25 protein-coding genes and 2 pseudogenes are annotated in these 25,727 nt (G+C 46.0%); 11 read left to right on the top strand and 16 right to left on the bottom strand.

Annotated features, from left to right (window positions below; genetic code table 11):
- Positions 1-135: 135 nt before the first annotated feature.
- The 10 genes from mrdA to NYG90_RS08310 form a co-directional block, all read right to left on the bottom strand.
- Positions 136-1,926: a penicillin-binding protein 2 gene (gene mrdA / locus NYG90_RS08355; protein WP_285257595.1), complete on the bottom strand. Its 1,791-nt coding sequence runs from the start codon at positions 1,924-1,926 to the stop codon at positions 136-138.
- Positions 1,913-2,407, bottom strand: a complete 495-nt coding sequence (locus NYG90_RS08350) for a hypothetical protein (protein WP_285257596.1) — start codon at positions 2,405-2,407, stop codon at positions 1,913-1,915. The genes mrdA and NYG90_RS08350 overlap by 14 nt, the downstream gene beginning before the upstream one ends.
- A gap of 2 nt (positions 2,408-2,409) precedes the next feature.
- Positions 2,410-3,072, bottom strand: a complete 663-nt coding sequence (yihA, locus tag NYG90_RS08345) for a ribosome biogenesis GTP-binding protein YihA/YsxC (protein ID WP_285257597.1) — start codon at positions 3,070-3,072, stop codon at positions 2,410-2,412.
- Positions 3,069-3,623 (bottom strand): lipopolysaccharide transport periplasmic protein LptA, encoded by a 555-nt coding sequence (gene lptA, locus NYG90_RS08340; protein ID WP_285257598.1) that lies wholly within the window; start codon positions 3,621-3,623, stop codon positions 3,069-3,071. The genes yihA and lptA overlap by 4 nt, the downstream gene beginning before the upstream one ends.
- Positions 3,620-4,234: a hypothetical protein gene (locus NYG90_RS08335; RefSeq protein ID WP_285257599.1), complete on the bottom strand. Its 615-nt coding sequence runs from the start codon at positions 4,232-4,234 to the stop codon at positions 3,620-3,622. The genes lptA and NYG90_RS08335 overlap by 4 nt, the downstream gene beginning before the upstream one ends.
- Positions 4,227-4,733 (bottom strand): KdsC family phosphatase, encoded by a 507-nt coding sequence (locus NYG90_RS08330; RefSeq protein WP_285257600.1) that lies wholly within the window; start codon positions 4,731-4,733, stop codon positions 4,227-4,229. The genes NYG90_RS08335 and NYG90_RS08330 overlap by 8 nt, the downstream gene beginning before the upstream one ends.
- On the bottom strand, positions 4,730-5,308 hold the full coding sequence (gene hisB / locus NYG90_RS08325) for an imidazoleglycerol-phosphate dehydratase HisB (RefSeq protein WP_285257601.1): 579 nt from the start codon (positions 5,306-5,308) through the stop codon (positions 4,730-4,732). Before hisB ends, NYG90_RS08330 begins: the two co-directional genes overlap by 4 nt.
- Before the next feature lie 28 nt (positions 5,309-5,336).
- Entirely contained in the window at positions 5,337-6,332 is a 996-nt protein-coding gene (locus NYG90_RS08320) for a septal ring lytic transglycosylase RlpA family protein (protein ID WP_434062736.1), read from the bottom strand.
- A gap of 1 nt (position 6,333) precedes the next feature.
- A complete protein-coding gene (locus NYG90_RS08315) occupies positions 6,334-7,380 on the bottom strand; it encodes a lytic transglycosylase domain-containing protein (protein WP_408938841.1) in 1,047 nt (348 codons plus the stop codon).
- Between the two features lie 205 nt (positions 7,381-7,585).
- Positions 7,586-8,398, bottom strand: a complete 813-nt coding sequence (locus NYG90_RS08310; RefSeq protein ID WP_285257603.1) for a TatD family hydrolase — start codon at positions 8,396-8,398, stop codon at positions 7,586-7,588.
- Between the two features lie 115 nt (positions 8,399-8,513).
- Between NYG90_RS08310 and ribE the strand changes: the two genes are divergently transcribed.
- The 6 genes from ribE (at position 8,514) to thrB (ending at position 13,378) form a co-directional block, all read left to right on the top strand.
- A complete protein-coding gene (gene ribE, locus NYG90_RS08305) occupies positions 8,514-9,173 on the top strand; it encodes a riboflavin synthase (protein ID WP_115011267.1) in 660 nt (219 codons plus the stop codon).
- Between the two features lie 5 nt (positions 9,174-9,178).
- Entirely contained in the window at positions 9,179-9,445 is a 267-nt protein-coding gene (locus NYG90_RS08300; RefSeq protein WP_115011266.1) for an EscU/YscU/HrcU family type III secretion system export apparatus switch protein, read from the top strand.
- A 10-nt stretch (positions 9,446-9,455) separates the two neighbouring features.
- The gene (locus NYG90_RS08295) at positions 9,456-10,136 is read left to right on the top strand and encodes a C40 family peptidase (protein WP_285257605.1); all 681 of its coding nucleotides are present in this window, start codon (positions 9,456-9,458) and stop codon (positions 10,134-10,136) included.
- A 17-nt stretch (positions 10,137-10,153) separates the two neighbouring features.
- Entirely contained in the window at positions 10,154-11,398 is a 1,245-nt protein-coding gene (locus NYG90_RS08290) for a TolC family protein (RefSeq protein WP_285257606.1), read from the top strand.
- Between the two features lie 134 nt (positions 11,399-11,532).
- Positions 11,533-12,438 (top strand): DMT family transporter, encoded by a 906-nt coding sequence (locus tag NYG90_RS08285; protein WP_285257607.1) that lies wholly within the window; start codon positions 11,533-11,535, stop codon positions 12,436-12,438.
- A 37-nt stretch (positions 12,439-12,475) separates the two neighbouring features.
- On the top strand, positions 12,476-13,378 hold the full coding sequence (thrB, locus tag NYG90_RS08280) for a homoserine kinase (protein WP_285257608.1): 903 nt from the start codon (positions 12,476-12,478) through the stop codon (positions 13,376-13,378).
- 7 nt (positions 13,379-13,385) lie between these two features.
- Here the strand turns inward: thrB and NYG90_RS08275 are convergent, their stop codons facing one another.
- Complete coding sequence (locus NYG90_RS08275) at positions 13,386-14,159, bottom strand: tRNA 2-thiocytidine biosynthesis TtcA family protein (RefSeq protein WP_285257609.1); 774 nt, start codon at positions 14,157-14,159, stop codon at positions 13,386-13,388.
- Positions 14,156-15,487, bottom strand: a complete 1,332-nt coding sequence (locus NYG90_RS08270) for an MFS transporter (protein ID WP_285264930.1) — start codon at positions 15,485-15,487, stop codon at positions 14,156-14,158. The genes NYG90_RS08275 and NYG90_RS08270 overlap by 4 nt, the downstream gene beginning before the upstream one ends.
- Before the next feature lie 104 nt (positions 15,488-15,591).
- Here NYG90_RS08270 and rdgB point away from each other — a divergent pair, with 104 nt between their 5' ends.
- From rdgB to NYG90_RS08245, 5 genes and pseudogenes are all read left to right on the top strand, one after another.
- The gene (gene rdgB, locus NYG90_RS08265; protein ID WP_115011259.1) at positions 15,592-16,215 is read left to right on the top strand and encodes an RdgB/HAM1 family non-canonical purine NTP pyrophosphatase; all 624 of its coding nucleotides are present in this window, start codon (positions 15,592-15,594) and stop codon (positions 16,213-16,215) included.
- Between the two features lie 62 nt (positions 16,216-16,277).
- Positions 16,278-16,658 (top strand): GtrA family protein, encoded by a 381-nt coding sequence (locus NYG90_RS08260; protein ID WP_181814177.1) that lies wholly within the window; start codon positions 16,278-16,280, stop codon positions 16,656-16,658.
- A gap of 381 nt (positions 16,659-17,039) precedes the next feature.
- Complete coding sequence (fliK, locus tag NYG90_RS08255) at positions 17,040-19,313, top strand: flagellar hook-length control protein FliK (protein ID WP_285257611.1); 2,274 nt, start codon at positions 17,040-17,042, stop codon at positions 19,311-19,313.
- A 28-nt stretch (positions 19,314-19,341) separates the two neighbouring features.
- A pseudogene (flgD, locus tag NYG90_RS08250) lies at positions 19,342-20,166 on the top strand (flagellar hook assembly protein FlgD); the annotation flags it as partial.
- A 36-nt stretch (positions 20,167-20,202) separates the two neighbouring features.
- Positions 20,203-22,008 carry a flagellar hook-basal body complex protein gene (locus NYG90_RS08245; protein ID WP_285257612.1) on the top strand — a complete coding sequence of 602 codons (1,806 nt, stop codon included), beginning with the start codon at positions 20,203-20,205 and terminating at the stop codon, positions 22,006-22,008.
- A 286-nt stretch (positions 22,009-22,294) separates the two neighbouring features.
- Here NYG90_RS08245 and NYG90_RS08240 read toward each other — a convergent pair whose 3' ends face one another.
- From NYG90_RS08240 to NYG90_RS08225, 4 genes and pseudogenes are all read right to left on the bottom strand, one after another.
- Positions 22,295-22,432: a hypothetical protein gene (locus NYG90_RS08240; protein WP_285264929.1), complete on the bottom strand. Its 138-nt coding sequence runs from the start codon at positions 22,430-22,432 to the stop codon at positions 22,295-22,297.
- 3 nt (positions 22,433-22,435) lie between these two features.
- Positions 22,436-24,262 carry an ATP-dependent DNA helicase RecG gene (recG, locus tag NYG90_RS08235; protein ID WP_285257615.1) on the bottom strand — a complete coding sequence of 609 codons (1,827 nt, stop codon included), beginning with the start codon at positions 24,260-24,262 and terminating at the stop codon, positions 22,436-22,438.
- Between the two features lie 37 nt (positions 24,263-24,299).
- A complete protein-coding gene (locus NYG90_RS08230) occupies positions 24,300-25,364 on the bottom strand; it encodes a hypothetical protein (protein ID WP_285257616.1) in 1,065 nt (354 codons plus the stop codon).
- Between the two features lie 8 nt (positions 25,365-25,372).
- Positions 25,373-25,727, bottom strand: a pseudogene (locus NYG90_RS08225) (MBOAT family O-acyltransferase); the annotation flags it as partial.

Here is a 25,727-nt window from a genome sequence, read left to right as displayed (position 1 = left end):
TAGCAGCACTACTGCTACAAGAAGAGCGGCTAGATTCTAGCCTAGAATCCACTTTTTCTACCGCGATACAAGCGTGTGAGAAAAGGGTAGATCGCGCGATTTTAGCGCGATTGCAAGAGCGATTATTAGGCTAGACTATTTGATATAGCCTAGCTTGTAGAGCTCATTGGCTATGCGCACGACCACAGGTCCGGCATTACCGCCGCTTTGCCCGTGCTCGATAAGGATCGTTATGGCGTATTGGGGATTTTGCGCTGGGACAAAGGCTGTCATCCAGCCGTGTGAGCGGTGGAAGTAGGCTAGCTCACTTTCTTTGGCGCGTTTTTTTACTTCTTGCGGGATAGAAGTAACTTGCGCGGTGCCGGTTTTGCAAGCGATTTTGACTTGTGAGCCATAGACTCGGCGCGTGCCTGTGCCACCCGGGGCATTGCAGGCTTCTATCATACCTTTTTGGATAGCCCCTAGCTTAGATTTTTGCAAGTCATTTAGGACATCTTCTGGCTCTATGATATTGTCATCATTATTTTGCTTTTTTAGGAAGTGTGGCGTGGGGAGCTTGCCACTTGCTAGCAGGGCGGTGTAGCGTGCGATCTGCATAGGTGTAGCCAAGAAATAGCCCTGCCCAATGGAGGTTTGCACGGTATCTCCCACATACCAAGTAAGCCCATATCGCTGCGCTTTCCAATTTGGCGTGGGAAGTATCCCGCTAGACTCCCCCGGGAAATCCACCCCCGTGCGCTCGCCAAAGCCCATAGTCCCAAGCACATTTGTCATATTACCAATCCCTACCACTTGTGAGAGTTTGTAGAAATACACATCAACAGATTCTCGCAAGGCTTTAAACATATCCGAGCTGCCGTGTCCGCCTTGCTTCCAATCGCGAAACTGCCATTCGCCGATTTTGACAGAGTAAGGCGTATCGATTTTGGTGTATTCATTGACATCGCCATATTCTAAAATCGCCATTGCTACGCCCATTTTGATGACAGAGCCGGGAGGGTATTGCCCATTGATGAAGCGATTGATAAGTGGAGTGTGTGGATTATCAGTAAGGGCGCGCCATTTAGCCACGCTAATGCCTCCTACAAAGTCATTTAGGTCATACTCCGGGTAGCTTCCAGCCGCAAGGATCTCGCCACTTTTCACATCAAGCACGATAGCCGCGCCATTTTGCTCGCTATATTCTTCATCGATTGTTTGCTGGAGCTTGGCATCGATGGTTAGGGTGATGTTGTTTTGCGTTTGTGGGAAGAACTCTTCTGCTTTGGATACGCGTTGATTATAGGCATTGACAATACTATTGCGATAGCCTAGCTGCCCTTGCAAGATCGTATTATAGTGCCGCTCTATGCCCTCTTTGCCGATGATAGAAGTGTATTTGCTAACCGGATCATAGAAGACATCATTTTTATCCGCTCTGCCGACATAGCCGATGATGTGCGAGGCAAGCGAGCTGTGCGGATAAAATCGGCGGAAGGTAGGCTGCACGCGGATATTGTCTTCTTGCATAAGAGCTGCATAGGCTGTTTGTATGTCGTTGCTTGGGATATAGTCGATGACTTTGATTAGATCGTGGTTATAGGCAGAATTTTGCTTTGTGTAGGTTTGCAAAAGCTCATCGAAATTTTGATCCGGGAGATATTTGATAATCATTGCAATGGCATTGCGCAAGTCTTTATCACTAAGCAGTGGCTCTAAATAAATGCTAAAAAACAGCTCATTGACCGCCAAGGGCTCGCCATTTCTATCAAAGATCAGCCCCCTAGCTGGCACAAGCACTTCTTGCTTAGAGATATTGCGCTTGGCGATTCTTTCATAGTGGTCGTGTCGCTGGATTGTTAGGATAAAAATGCGCAGTATTAGGATAATCCACACAAGCACAAAAATGAGTAAGACAATTTTATAAGGGATACTAATATTTTTCATTCGCTATCTTTTTGAGCTTTTCATACACAAGCCCCAAGCACGACTCACACACAAAATACACGATAAAAATACTATGCATTTTAAACTCAAGCCCAAAGCCAAACATCTCAAAAATATACATCACAAAAAAGTAGCTAAGATATAGCACGCCTACATACCAGAAGACAAAAAGCGCGTTATGCCCAAAGATTAAATTAAATTTTTCTGTGATGATATAGCGCACGATGAGAAATACCAAAGGCAAGATCCCTAGCGGGAGCTGGTTTTGGGCTTCAAAGATCACAAGACAGATGAGAATCCCAATGGTAGCAATGAGATTTTTTCGCTGATAAACATCCATAAAAATGATAAAAAGCAGCCCGATCATCGGCGGCAAAAACAAAAATATGCGATTACACATAGTCCAGATGAAAAAGACAAAACACAGCAAAGCGACTTTGGCGATTTGCTTGTAGGTGTTGTGCTTCATCTCTTGGATCATAGCTATCCCTTGTTTGGCATATCGGTGCTTATATCGCCTAAAAGCGCGTAAAAGATACGCTCTCTTATCATATCAAGGAGAGTTGGATCTTGTGGGGATTTTGGGCGATAGATTGTGCGTGCTATTGTAGCGTTATTTGTGGTGATTAGTGCTGCTTTTTGCTTGAGCTTTGCTAGGTCGTTTTTGGTGAGTTTATCGGCTTTGGTATAGATAGGGAGTAGAATCTGATCGCCGCGTAATATTGCTTGAATCTGGCTGGCTAGATTGCTATCAATGGCAAGCTGCTGATGTCTGGCATCAATTAGGTGGATAAAGAGCTTGATACTGCTTCTTTGCTGCAAAAACTCCCACAAATTGCGCTGCCAGAGAGTAAGCTCCTGCTTAGAGACTTTGGCATAGCCGATACCAGGCAAGTCGATAAGCGATATAGGGATATGCAGGTCCTTTTCTTGATCGTGCCATATTGATGTGAAAAAGTTTATAAGCCGTGTTTTGCCCGGTGTGGAGGAGCTTTTAGCAAGATTGGATTCTAGGAGCGTGTTGATAAAGGTGCTTTTGCCTACATTGCTTCGCCCTAGCATAACAATCTCGCTTGTCGTAGGGGCAGGACACTCGCTAAGCTTACTTGCAGAAGTGAGAAAGTGCGCGTTTGTGATTGTGATCATTGCGATGGGGTAGAATCCACTTTTTTGGATTCTGGGGATTTTGGGCTATTGGATGGGGTATTTTGCATATCGTTTAGATCGATGATGACACGCACAGGGGCATTGCTATTGCTCTCTACATTGGCAATGCCATTGTCGTTGTTTAAGACAATTTTCTCCCCTTTTAAGAAATTGGGCTTGCCGATTTCTTGCACTTGAGCGTTGCCAATTAGCTGGTATTCATTGGCTTCTATGAGATAGATAAGCGTATCGCTCTTGCCCTTAAGCCTTCTGCCATCTTGGGTGAGTAAGAGGAAATCTACATTGCCTATGGCTTCAAACTTAAGCGGCTTGCGATTTTTATTGACATAGACATTGACTTTATCGGCATTGAGCTTGTCCTCGCCTTTTACCATTTTGACCTTGCCCGTAGCGGTGGTAATGCCCTTTTTCTCATCGGCGAAAACTTGCTGGGCTTGTATATCAAGATTTTCTGCTGCCGCAGCCACACATAGCCCCAAAAATACGCATATATATGCAAAAGTGGATTCTAGTGTAAAAGAATATTTCATTTGCTATCCTTATGTGCTTGTAGATCGATTGTAGCGGTGATATTGCTGGCAGTTGTGGTTTGAAGCTTTTGGTTATAGATGATATTTTGCCCTTCTATGCTGCCCTCCACCGAGCTTGCCCAAAATGCCCCAATCCCTGTGAAAATCTCGCTTGATAGATCGTATTTCGCGCGTTTGCTATAAAAGACCTCGCCGCTATTTTTAGCATAGACCCCGCCTTTGTTGAATGTGTAGATGTTGTTTGTGCGCACTATTTCTTGCCCATAGAGATACTCTACTATGCGTGGGGTGTTGCGGAGCTTGGGGGAGATTTTACGCAAAAGTGTTTCAAAGCTTTGTTCATATTCTGCATAGCGCAGGGCTTTTGTGCCTTGGATATGGACTTGCACGCCTGTGTCGGTGGTTTGATAGATAGAAAAATCATAGAGTTCTACAAGGGGCATTTGGGCTTGTTTGAGCAAGATGGCTTGCGTATCTTTGGCAAAAGTGATGATAAAAAGACAAACCCCAGCAAAGATGAAAGCAAAAAACCAATGCACACTATAATCAGCATTGCAATAAGGCTTAAGCATATCAATAATCTTGCGTGCTAGGGCTAGAATCTTACTCATAGAGGGCTAAAAATTCTTGATATTCTTCTTCATTGCGCTGCAAGATAAACTCTATCATCTCTCGCACAGCCCCATTGCCACCGGTATGTGTGAGCAAGACATCTGCTTGTGAGCGTAGGTAGGCATTGGCATTGGCTGGGGCAAAGCGCAGTCCAGATTCTCTAAACATACCTAAGTCATTTATATCATCGCCTATACAGGCTACTTCATCTTTGGAGAGATTAAGCCCAGAGATGATACTTCTAGCGATGACAGATTTATCCTGCACACCCATAAAAATCCTAGTAACCCCTAGCTCACTTGCTCGCTTCCGCAAGGCTTTAGACTCTCTCCCAGAGATGATCGCCACCTCTCGCCCAAGCTTAAGCCACGCGGCAATCCCTAAGCCATCGTGGATATGAAAGGACTTAGACTCATAAATGCCGCTATCTAGCTCAAGGAAGTTGATTGTGCCATTTGTCAGTGTGCCATCGACATCAAGTAGCAGCAAGCGTATCATAAGCAGCCCTTTGTGCTAGGGATCACCACGCGCTCATTCTTGCTTAATGCCCTGCGCAGTGCCACGCCAAATGCCTTAAATGCCGCTTCTGTGATGTGGTGGAGATTTTTGCCCCTTTTTAGCACGATATGTGCGCTCAAATTGGCATTAAAGCACATCGCACGAAACCACTCTTCTACAAGCTCTACATCAAACTCCCCCACCTTGCCACAATACGCTTTTCCCATATCAAAGTGTAAAAACGCGCGATTGCTAATATCAATATCACACTCCACACACGCCTCATCCATTACCACAGCGGCATTGCCAAATCGCTCTATACTGGATACAGGGTAAATACTCTGGGCTAAAAGCTTGCCCAGCACGATCCCACAATCTTCCACGCTATGATGAAAATCCACTTCTATATCGCCTTTGCATTCTAGTGTGATGTCAAAAAGCGCGTGCTTGCTAAAGGCTTCAAGCATATGGGTGAAAAACCCAATACCTGTGTGTATTGTGCTTGTGCCGCTGCCATAGATCTCTAGGCTTGCAGTGATTTGTGTTTCTTTGGTCGATCGCTCTAGGTGCTGCATATTGCTCCTTGTAGTGTAAAAGTGGATTCTAGTCGCGCACGATAACGGGACTTAGACTATGGGATTTGGCGAAGTCTTGGGCTTCTTCTTCACTTTGAAATCCTTGTAAAAATACCCTATACAAGCCGTCTTGCTCTTTGATTATGGCATTATAGTTTGTGTCGCTGTATTTTTGCTTAGTGGATTCTGCGCCACCCTTTTGCTTAAACACACCTAGTTGTAGTGAAAATGACCCCCCAGAGACTGCTTGACTCTCATCGCTCCCTACTTCAAATTCATCTTGGATCGCTTCATTTGAGACATTAAGGGTGTTTTGATAGTGCTTATCGACTTTGCCCCCAAAGCCTATGACTTCTATACGCACCTTTGCCGTGCCTTTTTGCACCATATCAATGTCCTTTGCTGCGGCGTTGGAGAGATCGATTATGCGTCCATCGACAAATGGACCGCGATCATTGATACGCACAATCGTTGTCTTGCCATTGTCTTTGTTAAAGACTTTTACAATGGTATTCATCGGCAGGGTTTTGCTAGCAGCAGTGTGAGCGTGCATATTGTAGGTCTCGCCATTTGAAGTGGCTTTGGCGTGGAAGTTTGGACCATACCAGCTAGCGATCCCATCAAAAGTCTTGCCTACTTTGACCTGCGTGGGGTAATACCACTTCCCAGCGATTTGGTAAGGGCGCATAGTCGCTCTTTGGATCGCTTCGCTCTCTCGCATACCGCGCAGAAGTGAAGCATTTGACCCGCTGAAGCTATCACTTGGGGCATTGCTCGCGCTAAAGTTACTGCCATTTTTCCCAAGCGTGAAGACATCGCCACCAAAGGCTTGATTGATATAGTTTGCCGTAGGAGAGCTTGTGGAGCGATAGGACTGCAAGCTATCATAATCGCTAAATGCCCCAATCCCTCCGCGATATACGCTTTCATTCGCACAGCCTAAAATCCCAAGCATAGCCAAAAGCCCTAGAATCATAGCACTGAATGCTTGTAGTAGCAGTATGGGGCGGGCTTGTGCTGTCATTTTAGTTTTGCGCGATTTGCTGCAATATGGGGATTACTATTTTTTGATTGGCAAAGATTGTTTGCTTGCTTGAGAAATTATTGCTAAGTTTTAGCTCCTCCATACTTATGCCATATTTCTTAGCAATGGAGGCAAGACTCTCGCCCTTTTTGACCTTGTGAAAGATGAAGTTCGCGCTAGGCAGCGCGTTTGGATCGTAGTTTTGCTTAAAATGCGCGAGCCTATCATAAGGGATATAAATGGCGTATTGCTTGCTTGATTTTGGGAGGAAATTATAAGTTAAGTGGCGATTGTATTTTTTAATATCTGCTAGGCTCATTCCAGCTCCTGCTGCGATACTTGCTAGCAGTGTGCCGCCCTTTATTTGCACTTGGGCTAGGGTATCAAATGCCCCTCGATTTAGGAGATACTCTCTATCAACGGCTTGCATTTTTTGCGTGTTGCTAAAGGCTAGGGACATACTCAATATCGTGCGGATATATTGGCGCGTCTCGCCGGGTAGATACTTTTCTCGCTCATCAAGTAGCACCTCTAGCTCACTGCTTCCAGCGCGTTCAATCGCCTTTTTGAGTCGCCCAAGCCCGCAGTTATACGCCATTGCTGCGAGATACCACTGCCCTGTGGCGTTATAGAGAAACTGCAAATACTTGATCGCTGCTTGCGTGCTTTTGATAGGATCTCTACGCTCATCGACATAGTCGTTTATCACAAGCCCTAAATCCTTTGCCGTATAGGGCATAAACTGCCAAATCCCTACCGCGCGTTTCTTGCTATATGCTCTTGATGAGAATCCAGACTCCGCCATCGCTAGGAATAAAAACTCCTGCGGAATCCCCGCTTGCACGATCATTGAGCGGATAATGGGGATAAACTCATAGCTTGCATCAAATTGCTGCACAAAGCGTGTCCATCGCGTATCTGTGCTAGCAGATTGCAAGATAGCATTAGAGTGCAAAGAGCTTAAAAACTCCACGCCAACACCTAGAGAATGCAGTGTAGAAGCTGTGTGATTATCAGGGATAAAGCCCCCACTATGCGCACTTGTCATTAGGCTAGCAAGCAAGAATCCTTTACAACAAGCCTTGCGCACACGCACTAAGGGTGAAAATCTGTGTAATACTATTGATGAAAATGATGATACAAGCGACAATGCGCACTCCTTAGATATGGCAATGGATTTACTAGAATCTATGCGGATTTAAAAAGTGGCGATTATAGCAAAAATTTTAAGCAATCTATAAATGGCGCATTATCTAGCTTGCTTGGATACCAAAGAGAGTGCAGGCATTACTTGTGCTAATATCTGCTAGCTGCTCTTGTGTGATTGATAGGATCTCTGCGACTCTTTGGGCGATTAGCGGGATATACTCTGGGCTATTGCGCTGCCCTCTGTGTGGGTGGGGGGTGAGATAGGGGGCATCAGTTTCTAGGACAATGCGATTTAATGGGATTTTAGGCAGGGCTTCTAGGAGTCTTCTAGCATTTTTAAATGTCGCCACCCCACCAATGCCATAGTAAAAGCGATCACTAAGCTTTAGCAAAATCTCATCGGCATTGTAGCAGTGCAGCACACCGCGTGCCTTTGGATATTGGGATAAAATCTCATAGGCATCATTGCTTGCTTCTCGTATATGCACAATTAGGGGCAAATCCCGCGCTATTGCCTGCTCAATATGCGCGATAAAAACTTCTGCTTGGTTGCGCTTTTGCTCCTGCTTAGAAGTGGATTCTAAGAAGTGGTAATAATCTAGCCCACATTCACCTATGGCGATACATTGTGGCTCATCAAGTAGGCTAAAGCACTCTTGCAGGGTGGAGCGATTGCTTATGCTAGCATTCTCGTGGCTAATCTCGCAAGGGTGCAGTCCGCAAGCGAAGTAGATATGCGGATATTGCTGGGCTATGTCTCTAGCGCGATTAAGCGTAGATGGGCTAGCAGCTGGGATAATGCACGCCTTTACCCCAAGCTCTTTGGCTTGTGCTATAACTTGCGCTAGATCTGTTATATAACGCTCATCATCAAGATGGCAGTGTGTATCGATAAATAGTGGCATTGTGGCTTGCATTGTGTCTCTCTTGAAGTTTTTGTGTATTGTAGCTTAAATTTGCATACTGCCTAGTTTGCTATACAAAGTTTTGCTACAATCCACACTTATCAAGATTACACATTAGGATTCTAGTATGTTTAGTGGATTGGTGCGAGAGATCGCAAAGGTGCGTGCGTTAGAAAACAACATCTTGCGACTTGAGAGCACATATACACCGCAAATTGGCGATAGTATCGCGGTCAATGGTATGTGCTTGACAGTGATCGCACTTCATAGCGATGGCTTTTCCCTAGAGATTTCTAAGCATTCAGCCCAAAGCGTAGCTATGGAGAATTACACTAAGTGTGTGCATATCGAGCCTGCACTGCGAGCGGACTCTCGGCTAGATGGGCATTTCGTGCAGGGGCATATTGATAGCATTGGCACAATCACCGCCATAAATCCCCACGCTAATCAAACGCTTTTTACCATAGCAGCAGATGAGCCTACACTGCAGCTTGCTATCCCACAAGGCTCTATCACAATCGATGGCATTAGCCTAACGATTTCTAGCGTGCAGCGCGATAGCTTCACACTCACACTTATCCCCCACACAATGCAAAACACCTTGTTTGCAAGCTATCGCGTAGGGCGCAGGGTCAATATTGAAACAGATGTGCTTGTGCGATCAGTGGCACATATCCTTGCCAAAATGAGCAATGCAGAATCTATGCGTGCCTTTGCCGCAAATGCCCTAAACACTAAGCCAAAGCCAAGCTGGAGCGAGCTTGATGATATTGCCCTAAGGTATTAGCGCGTATGCAAAAAGCAGCAGCCCTAGCCTATAACGCCCAGCAAGATCGCGCCCCAAAGGTGCTAGCAAGCGGCAAGGGTAGTATCGCAGAAAAAATCATCGCTAAGGCTAAAGAATACGATGTCCCTTTGTTTGCTAATGAAGAGCTAGTGGATATGCTTTTGCAAGTAGAGATTGAAAGCGAGATTCCAGTGGAGCTGTATGAAGCGGTGGTGAGAGTGTTTGTATGGCTTAATCGCCTAGAGTCTAATGCCCAGCTAAGTCGCATATAATGGAGCCTTTATGCGAGCGGTAGTGTCCTTGAGGTTTGTTGTTTGTGTCGGTGTTTGTGGTGTGTATGTGCAGGGCTGCTTTTTGCAAGACTTTAATGCACACGCCCGCCAAGCAGGCTATGTTTCTAAGGATTCGGTCTTGGGTAGGCATAGCGGCGATTTTAAGGATTTTAGGGGAACTGCAGACCATCAGTCTAGCTCCCCCCTAAAATCCTTAAAAAGCCCCACTAGCCCCACCGCAATCCCTAGAATCCGTGAAGAAAAACAAGCTAAAATCCTAGAATCCCAAAACGACAATAAAAAAGTGGATTCTAGTGTGGTTGGCGCGCTCCTCTCCCAGCAGAGTCGCTGGAAATTTACGCCCTATGTCTCTGGAGGTGTGAAAAGGAGCGGAGCAGACTGCAGTGGCTTTGTGCAAAGTGTGTTTAGTGAGAGCTTTGGGACACAGCTCCCTCGCACCACGATTGATCAAATGAAAGGCGGCAAAAAGATCAAGCAAAGCAAGCTACAAGCGGGGGATTTGGTGTTTTTCAAAACAGGGCGAGGTGCGCTTGGCTATCATGTGGGGATTTATCTACAAGATGGCGAGTTTCTGCACCTATCAGCAAAAGGTGGCGCGAAAATTGCTAGTCTTTCTCATAGCTATTGGAAGCCTAAGTTTATCAAGGCTGTGCGCTATGATATTCCCTAGATATGCAAGGATAATGTTTGAAGATATTATGTAGAAGTTTGTGTGTTTATGCTGTGTTTAGCTGTGTGGCTTTGGGCGGATTGTCGCTAGAAGAAGCCATCGATAAAGCCCTGCGATACTCAGCAAAAGTGCAGAGCCAAATGCACTATGTCTCTGCTGCTACTTACAACAAATACTCCACCTACGCGAATTTTTTGCCCACGCTTAGTAGCGGCTATACATATAGCTACAATGCCCCAAGTCTCTCGCCGCACTATTCTTTAAACGACATAAACTTAAGCGCGAGTATAAATCTCTTCCGTGGATTTAAAGACTATTTGACCACCGCAGAATCTAAGCAAAATCTTGTCCGCCAGCAGTTTTTGCTCCATAGTGCTAAAGCAGATATTATCCTAAACACTAGACTTGCGTATATCAAAATCTTGCAGAGCAAGGCGTTGCTAAACACCGCGCAAGAATCCGCCCGCTTGCTTAATGAGCAGCTTAAAAAGGCAAATTCTTTCTATCAGCAGGGCTTGCGTGCCAAAAATGAAGTGCTTACAATGCAGCTACAACTCTCCAATGCCAATATTTCCCTAGAAAATGCCAAGATGAATCTAACCTACGCGCTTAATGAGCTAGAGAATTTGCTTGGGGAGAGTGTGCAAGCAGAGCAAATAGAAGAGATACAAAAGGTGCATTTACACATTTATGACAAGCAGCATTTAATCGCAGAGATTCTAGAGCGCAATCCTGACTATCTCCTAGTCAAATCCCAAGTCAAATCCGCGGATCTAGCCTTCCAAATGACAAAGGCGCAGTTTCTCCCCCAGCTTGATCTAACAGGCATTAAACATTGGTATATCGATGGCGCAGGCAGGGCAAACAACTACTACGGCTTGCAATCACAAGTGCGGCTAAACTTCACGCTAAATTTCTTCAACGGCTTGCGCGATGGCTTTGCCTATCAGGTCAAAAAGTATGATTTATACGCGCTTAGGCAAAATCTCTTGCAGTATGAGAGAAATGCGAGCTTGCAAATCGATGGGCTTTTGCGTGATTATGCCAATGCCAAGCACCAGCTTACTATCTCGCAAGATTCTCTCCACCAAGCCAAAGAAAACTACATCATCACAAACAACCGCTATTTGCAAAATCTCTCCACTTACACCGAGCTAATCAACGCCCAACTACTGCTTACAACAATGCAGACAAACATCAACCAAGCGCGTTATAATATCGTGAGCATTCAATCTAGGATCGAGCGTTTAGTCAATCCATAGCCTAGGCAGATGATTGCAGTGCTTTGCTTACTAGAATCCACTTTTAGCTATGGCAGGTGTAAGAGATCAGGTTGTAAGAGATTGCAAGCGGCAAAAGCCGTGCGTGAAGCATAGTAGAATCCAGAAGGTGTGAAATGTTTGCAGTGATTAGACATAATCTTGGCGTGTATTTTATGGTGCTTGCCTGCCTAGAGTTTGCTCTTATAGGTATGTGTGCAAAGATTTTAAGTCAAGAGGGGTTGCCTAGCATTGAGATTATGTTTTTCCGCAATGCTATTGGAATGGTATTTATGCTCTATCTGCTAAGTAAAGTCAAAATCCACAAGGCTGGGGGGCATTTTTTCTTACTGCTTTTTCGAGGACTTGTGGGGACGATTTCTTTATATTTGTTTTTTTATAATGTCGCGCATATTTCGCTTGGTGGGGCATTTGCTTTTCAAAAGACCTCGCCTATTTTCATCACGCTTATTGCGTTTTTCTTGTTTAAAGAAAGCATAGGGCTGCGCGGTTGGGTGGGGATTTTCATCGCGTTTGCTGGGGTGCTGTGTATTTTCCAGCCCTTTGATGCTAGCCTAATACAAATTGATAGCAAAAATGCTATGCTTGGTGTGGTGAGTGGGTTTTTTGCCGCATTGGCTCTTGCGAGTGTGCGTAGCTTGCGCAATTTCTATCCCACAGAGTATATCGCCTTTTCATTTATCGCTATTGGGACGATTCTGCCACTTTGCTCTATGATGATAGGGGCATTTTACGCCCCTAGTGGTCTGGATTTTTTCATCGCGCCTTTTGTTATGCCAGATGTAAAGTCGTGGGTGTTTATCGGGGCTATGGGGATTATTGGCGTGCTGTATCAAATCCACATTACCAAAAGCTATGGTGTAGCCAAAAAGGCTGGCATAGTCGCAGGCGTGAGCTATCTTGATGTGGTGTTTTCTGTGCTAATTGGCGTGGCGTTTGATGGCGTGCCTAGCGCGCTAATGCTGCTTGGCATTGGTGCGATTGTCTTTGGGGGGCTAATCTTAGTCTATCGAAAAACTTAGCCTTTGCTATAATTGCATTAAAAACTAAAGGGGATAAATGATTCTTAGTGTGCCTGCTACAAGTGCTAATTTGGGACCCGGACTTGATGTGCTTGGGCTTAGCCTAGATTTTCGCAATGAGTTTCATATCACAAGGGCGCGTGAGAGTAGCGTGGAGATCTATGGAGAGGGGCAGGGGGTGCAGCGATTTTTAGCGGATAATATGTTTGTAAAAATTTTCCGCAAGACCTTGGAGCATTTGGGGGTAGATGAGAGAGAATTCCGCTTTGAGTTTTTTAACAAAATCCCTGTATCAAGGGGTATGGGCAGCAGCTCGGCAGTGATTGTGGGGGCGATCGCAGCAGCCTATAAGGTGGCAAATCTCCCTATAAACAAGCAAGATATTTTAGAGCAAGCCCTAGTTTATGAGCCACACCCTGATAATATCGCTCCAGCGGCGTTTGGGGGATTTACTATCTCTATGCTAGGGGGCAGAGTGGATTCTAGGAAGGTAAGTGTCATTACGCATACTATGCCTGCATATTTACGCGCGGTTATGGTGATCCCCAATCGCTCTATCTCGACTAAATACTCTCGCCAAAGCCTGCCTAAAAAATACGCTAGCCAAGATGTCATCTACAATATGTCGCACACAAGTGTCTTAAGCGCGGCGATTATGCAAGAAAAGTGGGATTTGCTAAGGCTAGCAAGCAGAGATAAGCTCCACCAAGAGCGCAGAATGCGCCAATATCCTGTGCTTTTTAGCGTGCAAAAATGCGCGCTAGAAAATGGCGCGCTAATGAGCACACTTTCAGGCAGTGGGAGTAGCTTTTTTAATCTCTGTTTAGAGGGCGATATGAGCCGCTTGCTTCAAGCCTTGCAAGATAGATTCCAGCATTTTCGCGTGATCCCTATGCGACTTGATAATGATGGGCTTATTTTTAGCGATGAGAAGATATAGATTCTAGCTAGGATTCTTGCGGGTCTAAAAATCGCTCATCACTAAAGCTATTTGCGTGTATATTGCTAAAGGCATTTTTTAGCGATTTGAATAAAAGTGGATTCTCAAGCTCTAGGGTTTCTAGCATTTTTTTGGTGTTGGCGCGAGATTTGGGGCGTTTGTCTTCAGGCAGCCAATTTATCGGGCAGTTGCAATCAGGGGCTATGTAGATGTTGTTATGAGCGATAAAATCACGGATCTGTCGCTCACGCACGAAAATCATCGGTCGCAGGACATATAAGCCATTTTGCGCGCGATAAATGGGCGGCATAGAGCGCAGCGCACCATTAAAGCTAAGATTCATAAAAAAGCTCTCCACCGCATCATCTAAGTGATGTCCTAGGGCGATTTTGTTAAAGCCGCCTTCTAGTGCAAGCGTATAGAGACTGCCGCGGCGCATTCTAGAGCAAAAGCTGCAGTAAATCGTGCCCTCTCGTTTATGCTCTTCTAAAATCTTATAAATATCTGTGCGGATTCTCTCATAAGGGATATTGTTTTGCTCACAATACTTGATGATGTAGTCATACTCCCCACCTCTGCCATAATCAATCGTAACTGCCTTAAAGTCAAAGGAAAAAGGCGCGTGCTTTTTCATATACGCAAGGATTGTAGCAAGCAGCATAGAGTCCTTGCCTCCACTTAGCCCTAGTAGGATTCTATCGCCCTCTTGTATAAGCTTGTATTTGGCATTGGTTCGCCCTACGATGTTTAGGATTTTTTTGCTAATTATAGGGGCTGTCATTGGGGCTTCTTTATGGTGTCGGCTATGGCTTGGGCATTGTGCGTATCAAGTATATCGCTATTGTATTTTAAAACAATCACGCCTTCTGTGTCGTTGGTGTAGATTTCGATAATGCCATTTGTGGATTCTAGGGTAGCGATTTTGTCGCTAGCATACTCGCTTATGGGGAGATAGAGATTTTTCTGCTTTGTGGGGTTTGCTAGGAAGAGCAAAGAGCCTAGCCATAGCACACAAATGATTGAGACAATAATCCCTATCCACATAATCCCAAAATGGTGGTATAGCACGCCCCCTAGCACCCCACCTGCAAACGACCCTGCATACGCGTAAGTGGTGAAAACTCCTAATGCCTTGCCTCTCTCGTGCGCCTTAGCATACTTGCTTGTGAGTGATTGCATTATAGGCTCTAAAGTCGCAAACCCTATGAAAAATAGCGTGATCCCAGCCACAAAAAGCCATAAGTAGTTTTCCGCCCCACCAATGGCAAGCAGCATATATGCGATCAAAAATAGCCCCACACCATAGCCTAGCACGAGCTTCGCCCTGCCATACTTCTCTGCCAAAATACTCGCAGGTGCTAAGGCGAAAATCCCACAAAGTGCCGCTGGAGTGTAGATCTTCCATAAATCTTCTTTGTGCGATCCTAGCTCATTGACAAAACACAGAGGAATCACCACAAAAATAAGCGTCATAAACATTTTTTCTAAAAAGGAGCTGCAATTCATAATGGTGAGATTGAGATTGCGCGCGCTTTTTTGTGGTTTTTGCTTAAAAGAGTAGGAGATTTTAGGTGTAGCAGGGACTACAAGGAGCAAGATCATTGAGATAACTGTCAGTAGTGCTGTAAGCCAAAAGAGCCACGCCACGCCGACATAGCCGCCGATGATTGGACCAATAAGCATAGCAAGTGTAAAGCTAGCAAATATCCCCCCACCCATAATCGCCATAGCCCCTGTGCGCTGCTCTTCTCGCACAAGATCAGTGATCTGCGCGCTTACCACACCGCCTATCGCACCTGCTCCTTGGATAAATCGCCCAAGGATAAGCGTATAAATATTATCGGCTAATGCGCAAATAACAGAGCCGATAAGAAAAATCAAAAGCCCTGCCATAACGACCTTTTTGCGATCGATTTTATCGCTTAGGATTCCAAAGGGCGTTTGGAAGATGATTTGCGTAAGATATGCCCCACTCACCGCTAGCCCTAGCAAGATCGCTGAAGTCTCGCCAAATTCTGCAACATACAAAGAAATCACAGGTAGCACGATAAATAGCCCCAAAAATCGCAAAAATACCACGAAGCTTAGGGGGAGAATTGCCTTGAACATTGGATAATCCTTGAGTTAAGTTGTGTTAAATCTGCTATTATAGCTGGTTTTTATCAAAGCTTGGCTTTGTGCTTGTGAGAGTATTTCATCATTTAGGAGTGCAGATGTTTCAGTTTATTGTCGCTAGTGGTAATAATGGCAAAATCCGCGAGATCCGCGAAATGCTTGGGGATTTGGGGCAGGTGATTAGCCAAAAGGATGCAAATATCTTGCTAGAGCCTGAAGAGTGGGGATCTACTTTTAAAGACAATGCCCTTATCAAGGCAAAAGCTGTGTTCAACGCCCTGCCCGGGAATCTGTATAGTGTGTTTGTGATAGCCGATGATAGCGGGATTTGTGTCGATGCGCTAGGTGGAGAGCCCGGAGTTAAAAGCGCGCGCTATGCAAGCACTACACATAGAAATGCCGAAGATGGCGCGAACCGCTGCAAGCTTATCATCGAGCTAGAGAAAAGAGGGGTTACTAGCTCTAGGGCGCAGTTTGTAGCTTGCGTGGCATTAGTAGGCATAGGATCGCGCGGCGAGTATGTGGAGTATGTGGCAAATGGCGTGTGTGAAGGAGAAGTGATCAATAAAGAGAGGGGGCATAATGGCTTTGGCTATGACTCGATGTTTATCCCAGATGGATTCTCACAAACCCTAGCAGAGCTACCCTCTGAAGTGAAAAACTCCCTATCCCACCGCTATAAAGCCCTGCTGCAAATCCGCGACCGCCTAGCACACGCCTAGAATCCACTTTGCAATAGGCGGTCAAAAGGGTCGGTGGCAATGCAACGATGAAAGGAGCTAATGTGAAAAAAGTGCTACAAATGAGTGCGGTGAAATATGCCATTGTCGGCGGGATCAATACGCTTGTGTGCTGGGTTGTGATCCTTGTGCTAATGTGGTTTGGCGTGATCCCAGAAGTGGCAAATGTCCTTGGCTATGCGGTGGGATTTGCCAACTCATATATACTTAATAAGACCTTTACTTTTCAATCTACCAACTCTCACAAGCAAGATCTTATCCGCTTTGGCGTGGCTATGGGGCTAGCCTATCTCATCAATCTTGGCGTGCTGATTGTGTGCCATCGCGTCTTTTTGGTAGATAAATATCTCTCACAAATTATTGCCGCGGTGTTTTATACAGCAAGTGGGTATATTATCAGCAAGTTTTGGGCGTTTAAGCAGTAGGGCGTTGCGGTTGAGCGATTCAGTCTTGGGCGATTTAGTCTTGGGTAAGCAATGCGATTGATTACGCTATTTTTAGGACAACCGCAGACCTCTAGTCTTGCTCTGCCCTAAAAATAGCGTAAAACAACCACGGTCCCCACCGCAACCCTTAGAATCGTGTTGAAGTAAAACAAGCTTTTGAAAAAGTGGATTCTAGGGTTGTGTTATGGATCGCCACGCCTTGCTAGCGCAAGGCTCGCGATGACAGATTGAGGCGTTTTTACTAGAATCCACTTTTTACACTTCGCTTAATTAGGATTCTAAGATTTGCTAGAATTGTAGCTTTCAATATGGAATCCTTTTTGCTTTAGGATTGTCAAATCTTCAAGCAAGGATCAAGAAGTGCTAGAGCAAGTAAGTAAGATTGATGCTGTTAAAAAGACTCCGTTTCCTGTGGATCCCCCCAAGCAAGCCGCACCTAAGGCTGAGTTTGTGCCAGATTTTAAAAGTGTGCTTGAGCAATCACTAAAAGCCCAAGACACAGCCCCACAAGCAAAGCCAGCAAATGCGTCCATAGCCAAAGCCACTAAGCCTATAACCCCTGCCTTACAGGCAAATGCAAAATCTAGCACACCTAGCCCAAATCTCCCTGCCACTAGCACTCCTGCTCAAGCGCAATCTATCTCCACACCACCTAGCACGCCCCCTAGCCCAAATACGCCTGCCAATAAGGCAAACGCCCCTACTCAAGCCACTTCTGCCAATCTCCCGCAAGCAAGCAATCCTTTGGGGGCTGCGCTGCAGGCTTCTGCATCGCAAATCTCTGGGCAAGTCTCTGGCAATGCACCCAAATCCCCCACTCAAAATGGGCAAGCTAAAAGCGAGCAAGATGCACTAGAATCTAGCCTTGCAAAAAGTCTAAAGCCCCAAACCCCTGCCCTAGTGGATTCTAGTCCGCAAGCACCGCAGAAAAAGAGCTTAAATGATATGGCAAAGCAAGAGCCACAAGAGAGCTTCCTATCAAAAATCACGCAAAATGCCAATAAGGCAGATTCTAGCACTCCTGCTACCCCCACTCCCACAAACGCCCCTACTCAAAGCCTAGTGGATTCTAGCGGGGCTGAAGTAGCGCAATCTGGCATAGCCGCTTTGCAAGCTAGCGGGGCTGCTGCAGCTATGGCACAAGATATGGCGATCAAGGATTCTAGCAAGATAGGCGCAGGATCTAGTGTAGGATCTAGCGCAGGCGGGGGCAGCCCTCTAGCCAATGCCCAAGCCAATGCGCCAAAATCTAATGCCCCCACCCCTGCCAACCCTACTGCAAAAGCCCCGACATTAGGCGATGTGGTGCAAAAGGCGCAAGATCTCGGGCTAAACCCTAGCAAAGCAGAATTTACCCAGCAAGAAGATGAGTTTAAAAACTCTGTGCAAGCACGCACGGGCTTGCGCCAAGCCCCAGCAAGTGAAGGGATCAAGCAGTTTTTTGACAAGCAAGATGAGATGAGCTTGCGCCCGTTTTTTTCTATGCTTAGTGCGGCAAATGCCCTTGATGCAGCAGCACGCAGAAGCGGCAAGGCTAATCGCATAGAATACGCCATTGAAAGCAAAAGTGAGAAAATTGCTATCATCAATCGCGGCAAGACACTGCCCAAAAATATCACAGAATCTAGGATTAAAAACGAGAGACAAGAAAGAGTCTTTGAGCAGATACAAAAAGACATTATCGCAGGCAGGGAGCTGGACTTAGAGCAGATTAAAGCTGAGCTTTTTGCTAGCAAAGAGAGTGATATAGCCCCAAAAGCACCTATACAAGGGCTATCCCAGCCCACACAAACTGCCCAAAGGCTCGCAAGTGCTAGTGCAGCTATGGCTGCTCCAGCTTTGGTCCAAAGTGCGCAAGAAGCCCTAAAAGAATCCCAAAAATCCAACAAAGATCCAAAGGATCAAAACGCACGCACAAAGGCTGTGACTAATGCAAAAGACAAAGCCAGCCCCACTGCACAAGCAGGCAAAGAAGCTAGAGTCCTAAGCCCAGAGCCAGAATCTAGTGTGCAAAAGGAGCTAGCCCGCGCTATGGAGATGGAATCTAGCCTAGCAGAGCCTATGCAAGAGCTTGAGCCTATGCCTAAAGAGCTCCAAGAGCTTGGCAAACCCCAAAAGACTGATAAAGCTAGCGAGCAAAAGCTAGATTCTAAGCCAGAATCTAAGCTTGCTGCAAGTGCGGCTTTGGGGGCAAGTGCGATGAAGCAAGAGCTAAGCAAGCCACAGGTTAAAGAGATGATCACTTCATTTGTCAATCAATTTGACCAAGAGGTGAAAAAATTCAAGCCCCCGATGAATAAGATCTCCCTAGAGCTTAATCCCAAAGAGCTAGGCAATATCGAGCTTACAATCACGCAAAGGGGCAATAACTTGCATATAAGCGTAGTATCAAACCCTCAAGTGATCAATATCTTTGCGCAAAATCAGCTAGATTTACGCCAAAACCTTATCGCCCAAGGCTTTGATGGCATAGATCTAAGCTTCTCGCACGATTCTAGCTCACAAGGTGGATTTGGTGGCGATAGCCACAATGGCGCAGATCAAAACGCTAGAGACAATCAACAAGGCTTTGTGCCTTTGGCGAAGGATTCTAGCGAGCCTAGTATGGAAATCACCCTACCGCTGTATGCGTAGCATTTAAACAAGGAAGTAAGGAGAGAGTATGGCACTTGATTTAGCAGAAGTTACAGGGGCAAAGCAGGCAAGCGAGATAAAAAAAACGCAAGAAAAATCCCCCAAAATCGCCAATGGACTAGATAAAGATGCCTTTATGAAGCTCTTTTTAGAGCAGTTGAAAAACCAAGACCCCACCGCGCCTATGGAGACGGAGAAAATCATCACCCAAACCGCCCAGCTCACCCAAGTCGAAATGCAAGAAGAAAACAAAAAAGCGATGAAAGAAATGGTGGATTCTATGAAAGTTATGCAAGAGAGCAATGAAGAGTTCAAAAACTTCCAATCCACACTCAAAGAGACTATGGATAAGCTAGGAGAAGGCGTGGATAATAGCATTGAAGCAGCAGGGCAAATGGCGCAAAGCTCGGCGTTCCAAAGTGTGGCTATGGTAGGCAAGATCGCTGAAACTGATGTGAGCGGCGTGAATTACACAGGAGAAGGCAAGGTGCATTTCTCGCTCTTTTTTGATCGCCCCATTGATACGAGCAAGGGCAAGGCAGTGGTGCAGATCTTTGATGAGTCTAAGCAGCTGGTGCGCACAATCGCACTTGATGATAAAAATGGGCAGCAAGGCTATTTGGACTTTAGCTGGGACGGGCTAAATGACAGGGGCGAGCAGATGGATTCTGGCTCTTACTCTGTGGAGGCAGAATACAACCTTGACCCAAAGACCAATCACTACCTAACAACGCGTGTGGGGCGAGGCGAGATCCAAAGCGTGCTGTTTGACAAGGGCAAGCCGCTTATCCGTATGGGCGAGCTGATCTTGCCGCTTAGTGCTGCGCTTGAGTTTTATGACAAAGATAAAGAGCTAGTGCGCTAGGGCAAGGCGCGTAAAGGAGCAAGTATGGCTATGAATGATACGATTTTAAACTCTTATAGCGGTATGAAGACCCACCAATTTGGGCTGGATTCTATCTCTAATAACATCGCCAATGTCAATACCAATGGCTTTAAAGAAAATATCCCTGAGTTTAAAAATCTCTTTAGTGCGCAAATGGACACCCTAAACTCCAGCACCATCACCAACAACGACCGCTCCTATGGCGCGACAGGAGCTAGCAATGCCATTTCTACCAAAAATGGCAATTACCACCCAAGTGATGGGCAGTTTGATGTGGCGTATATGGGGAAAGGCTGGTTTGTCGTGGGCGAGAAGCAAGATGGGAGCTTTGAAGTCAAAGAAGATGGCTATGAAATGCCCCAGCCCATTTACTTCACGCGCAATGGCGGATTTAATCGCGACTCTGATGGATATTTGGTAACTTCTAGCGGGCAGTATGTCTATGGTGTGAATCTTGATAAGATCAAAGATGGAGTCTTTACCTCAAATCCTAGCGAGCAAGATCTCTCCTCTCTGCCAACAGGGCAAATGCACCCCTTGCAAATCCCCCAAGAGCTGAAATTCCACCCCGTAGTAACGACCAAAGTCGATGTAGCGGTCAATCTCAATGCCAAGTCCAACTTCAAGAGTGCGCAGGAATTTCTCGTGCCAAATGGCGTGATTGATGAATCGCGTGTGAAAAGCCAAGATGTCGCCTCCTTTGCCGATGATGATGGGCAGCCCTTTGACCCGCGTGCATTTAGGGACATCATCATCACTATCAAAAAGGGTGAAGAAGGTAGTGAGAGTGAAGAGACCTTGCGCTTTAGCTATGGTAGCGGCGGAGCTAGTGCTAATGAGTTTCGCACCATAGGTGAGCTTATGGAGCTTTTTAGCAAAAGTGGGCTAGAGCTTAGCCCCACACTTGGGGCAAGGGGGAATCTAGCCTTTAGTGTCAAAAACCCCCAAGCCCAAAAGCTTGAAGTAACTATTGGCGGTGCGCTCTCAAATCGCATAGGCATTAGCACTTCTGCGATCCCCCTAGCTCAAGATGAGCATATCCAATCCAAAGACCTAAAGATCGCTACTTACTCCACTTCGCTTGATATTTATGATGAAGATGGGGGGAAGTTTTTGCTAAAGAGTGAGTATTATCTAATGGACGCTGGCGATCCTACCGGCACACCGCCAATCCCGCAAAGATGGCTTGTGCAAAGCGCAGTGTATGACTTTAGTGGTGAGTTTATGATAAGCAAAGAGCCTGTTACCCAAGAGCTAGTCTTTGACAAAGACGGCAAGCCAGAGTCCGCCCCTATGGAGCTTGACTTCAAAGACTCTAAGATCACCTACTCAATCACAGGCAGCGATAAATACACCTCAAGGAATCTGCCTTATGAGGATTCTAAAATGCTTGAAGCAAGCCAAGATGGCAAGGCAGAAGGCTCGCTTAAAGATATTAGGATCGATGAAAATGGCATTATTTTCCTAGCCTTTAGTAATGGCGTGAGCGAGCCTATGGGGCGGCTTGGTGTGGTGGCGTTTGTCAATGATCAGGGCTTGAAAAAAATGGGCGATAATGTGTATAGCCTAGGGACAAATGCCCTTGGCGGGCAAAACAGAGTCCTAAGTGGCAATCCAATCCTAGGCTGGAACAATGAAGGGAATCTCAAATTTGGGCAAATCAAGCATAAATACCTAGAGACAAGCAATGTCGATGTGGGCAATGCTTTGACAAATCTTATTCTTTATCAGCGTGGCTACTCGATGAATGCCAAGGCATTTAACACCGGCGATGACTTGGTCAAAGAAGCAATCGCGCTGAAAAAATAGCCGCATTGCTAGAATCCATTTTTGAAACAACGCCCCCACTCTGTCATTGCGAGCCGCTTTAGCGGCGTGGCAACACACAAAATACAAAAAGCGGATTCTAGTGTGGATCGCCACGCGGTGCAAGCGGTGTGCCAATGACAGAAAAACGCGGCAAGTCAAAAAGTGGATTCTAGGAAGCAAGCCTATTTTATGTCATTGCGAGCGGATTGAAAATCCGCGCGGCAAAGCAAGCGTAGCGCAGCTTCTTTAGTAATCCATAAATTTTGCGCTAGCACAATAGACATTCCTAGCATTTCCTAGAATCCGCTTGCGCGGATATGTGGATCGCCACGCAATCGCTACCGCGCTTGCTCGCGATGACAGAGGGGGTAGCGTGGCGCAAGGCTCGCGATGACAGAATTTGGGCTTGCTTCCTAGAATCCACTTTTTACACATCGCCTTTCTTATCTAGCAGCTCATTAGCGCGTTTAAGTATCTCTTCATCTTGGCTCAAGTCCGCCCACACCCACTGCGCTCCACTTTGCCTCTTACCATCAAGCAAGTCCCCACCTTTGCGGTATTTCAAATCAATTTGAGCTATGTCAAACCCACTCAAATGCGCTGCGAACTCTTGGAGCCGCGTGGATTCTAGCGCGTGCGTATAAAGATAGCAGTAGCCCTTAAGCCCATTGCGGCTCACCCTGCCTCTTAGCTGGTGCAAAGTCGCTAGCCCTAGCTTCTCTGGGGCGATGATGACAATGGTAGAGAGCTTTGGCAGTGAGATCCCCACTTCTATAAGCGTAGTAGCGAGCAATATACTGCCATTTGCCGCAAACTCTTCTAGCACCTTTTCTTTGTCTTTATCCTGCCCTGAAGTGCTATACACGCGCGCAAATCGCGCCCTCCAAAAGCCCTCGCCCTCTTTTAGCGAGAGATATTGGCTGCTCTGGCTCTCTTCTACAAGCGGATAAATGATCGCTACTTGATGCTCCTTAGCCACTTCTGCTTGGATATGCGCGAGTAGCTGGCTGAATTGTGGCTTGCCTATGATAGTGGTGGTAATGTCTTTAGGATAAGGTAGCTCATCGATAATGCTTACATCAATCATTTTAGATTCTAGCATAGCCATTGTGCGGGGGATTGGCGTGGCAGAAAACTGCAAGATATGGGGCTTGCTCTTAGAATCCACTTGCGCAAGCTGCTCGAGATAATACCGCTGCTTCACGCCAAATCTATGCTGCTCATCACTCATCACAAGCGCGACTTCTTCCGCGCTGATCTCGCGATAGAGCAAGGCTTGTGTCCCGATGATAAAATCCACTTGAGAAGCAAAAAGCCCCTGTAAATCCTGCTTAGATTCCGCGCTAATGTAGGTGATATTGAGCGATTTTGGCAAATAGAGCAGAGCCTGCTCATAAAGCTGCTTTGCTAGCACGCTTGTAGGTGCCATAAGCAAGGACTTCTTAGGATAGCTCATCATCACACTTGCCAAAATCACCATAGTCTTCCCGCAGCCCACATCGCCCATCACAAGCCTTTTAGCCGCTTTTTGGCTGGCAAGATCGCTGGCGATTTGCGCACATACACGCTGCTGGGCATTAGTGAGAGTAAAGGGCAGGCTCTTTACCCAGCTTTGATAATCCCCTGTGCAAGAGTATTTAGCCGGATAGTCCCTGCGCTTACTTGCCAAACGCGACAGATGATAAAAAATCTCGCAAAATTTCAGCGCATAAAGACTCTTCTCATCAAAGCCCTTATGCGCACAAAAAGCGTGGAAAAACTCTTTATCCGGGTGGAAAATCCGCACAAGAGAGCCTGCCACATCACTAGGTAGCCCGCACTCTTGCAGGGCTTCTTGTGTGATTAGGCTTTGGGTTAGGCTTATCATATCTGCATTTTTATGCGTGGTCTTAAACTTTGGGATTATGGCATTGATCTCGCGGATAGTCTTTGGCTGGATCATCGAAAATCTCCCCCCATCATCGCGCAAAGCTCCCTGCACAAACACCACAGAATCTAGCGGAAAAAGCCTTTTGATATAGGGCTTTGGGTGGAAAAAGGTCAGCGTGATGGGCTGGGAGAAAGCAAGCATATAAGCAGAGATTTGCAGCACTTTGGCATAGCTTCTATGGGCTAGGATCCGCACTTCAAGCACGCCTTGTGCGCCACTACGCAAATCATCTATAAGCATTGTGCTTTCATAACTATATGGGGCAAAGGTCGCTAACTCTAGCAAATGAGAGAATCCAAACTTCTGCAACTCTTGCGCGATCATACTGCCTCCGCCCTAGAATTAGCGCGATTATAGTATTTTAGCCCTCTGCTTGCAAGATAGATCGCAGTAGCTTGATAAAGGCTATGGTGTGTAGCTCTACGCCGTGCTTGTTAAGATGATAGCCTGTATCATAGAAATATTTGCGATCAAAATGCGCATCTTTCCACGAGTTTGCAAAGCCTATGCCACGCGCTAAAAGCTGGGATTCTAGGCGGTTTATTTTCTCTAGTGTCTTGCTATCATTATGGCTAAAGAGTGGATTCTCCATACTCACAGGATAGAGCAAAAACACCTTAATACCGCTTCGTTTAGCAAAGTCTTGCAAGCGCGAAAACTCTTGGATAAAAAAGCGCGAGAGCGTGGCTTCAGCATAGATATATGGCTCATTTGCCGCCAAGCTTGTAGCGGTGTATTGCGAGCAAAAATCCCCATTTGCACTAAGCGATCTATAACTATATCCGTAAAATTCCTGCCCACAAGGCACAATCTGCAAACCATCTTTTAGCAACTTTTTAGTGGGGGTGGCAGTGGCTTTAGGTGTGGCTGGCTCTTTGGTTTTAAGGAGAGAGCGCACAAGGATTTTGGCTAGATTTTGAAATATCCGCATAGGATCATTATAAAGATATGCTAGGAATACAGACTTTTTTGTGATGAATTTATCATACTCCTTATCCCAAGAGATCATATTTTGGACATACCATAAATCTTCATAAGGCTCTGTGGCAAAAAACGCGCTAAATACAGGCGAGTAGAAGACAATATCCCCACTCCTTGCTGTGTGTAGGATTTTATCCACTTGGTAGTTGATCGGCAGCCCCGCGTGTGTGCCATAATTGATAAAGCGGACAGGGACATTAGCCTCTATCATCGCCCCATTAAAGCCAAAAAGCACATTTGACCCACCAAAGATAAGCACGCGCGGGCGTTGTGTGGGCTTTTTGTTTAGCCTATCTTTCATCGCATAGACATCTTTTAGCCACACTTCAGCATTTTTTAGCAGTGGCATTTGGTAGCGCACACCAACTACCAGCATAGCAAAATACCCCACCACAGCCACCAACACAGATATACCAAAACCTATCACCAATCGCTTATACTCCATAACCGCCCCTAGAAATTAAAGTATAAAAACGGCGAGCTAGCACCTCTATCGCCGATGATTTTTAGCAAGCAAATCGCACAGCCCACACCAGCAAAAATAACGCCCACCCTGCTGATATGCGTGCTTAGGGCTATGCTATTTTTACACGCTAGAGCTAGGATAAACGCTAGGAAAATCCACCCCCACACTTCGATAGAGTTTGTGCTAACTGTGCCAGAGTCTGTGAGCCTAAGCCACACCACCTCTCCGCCAAACATTCCTTTAAGCAGGTTGATTGCTCCTTGCACATTTTCAGCTCTAAAAAACACCCAAGCGATATTGACACAATTAAAAGTAAGCAGCCAGCACAGAAGGATATAGGCT

The organism is Helicobacter zhangjianzhongii, from assembly GCF_030249855.1.
GTDB lineage: Bacteria > Campylobacterota > Campylobacteria > Campylobacterales > Helicobacteraceae > Helicobacter_B > Helicobacter_B zhangjianzhongii.
This window is presented reverse-complemented; position numbering and strand designations above follow the sequence as displayed.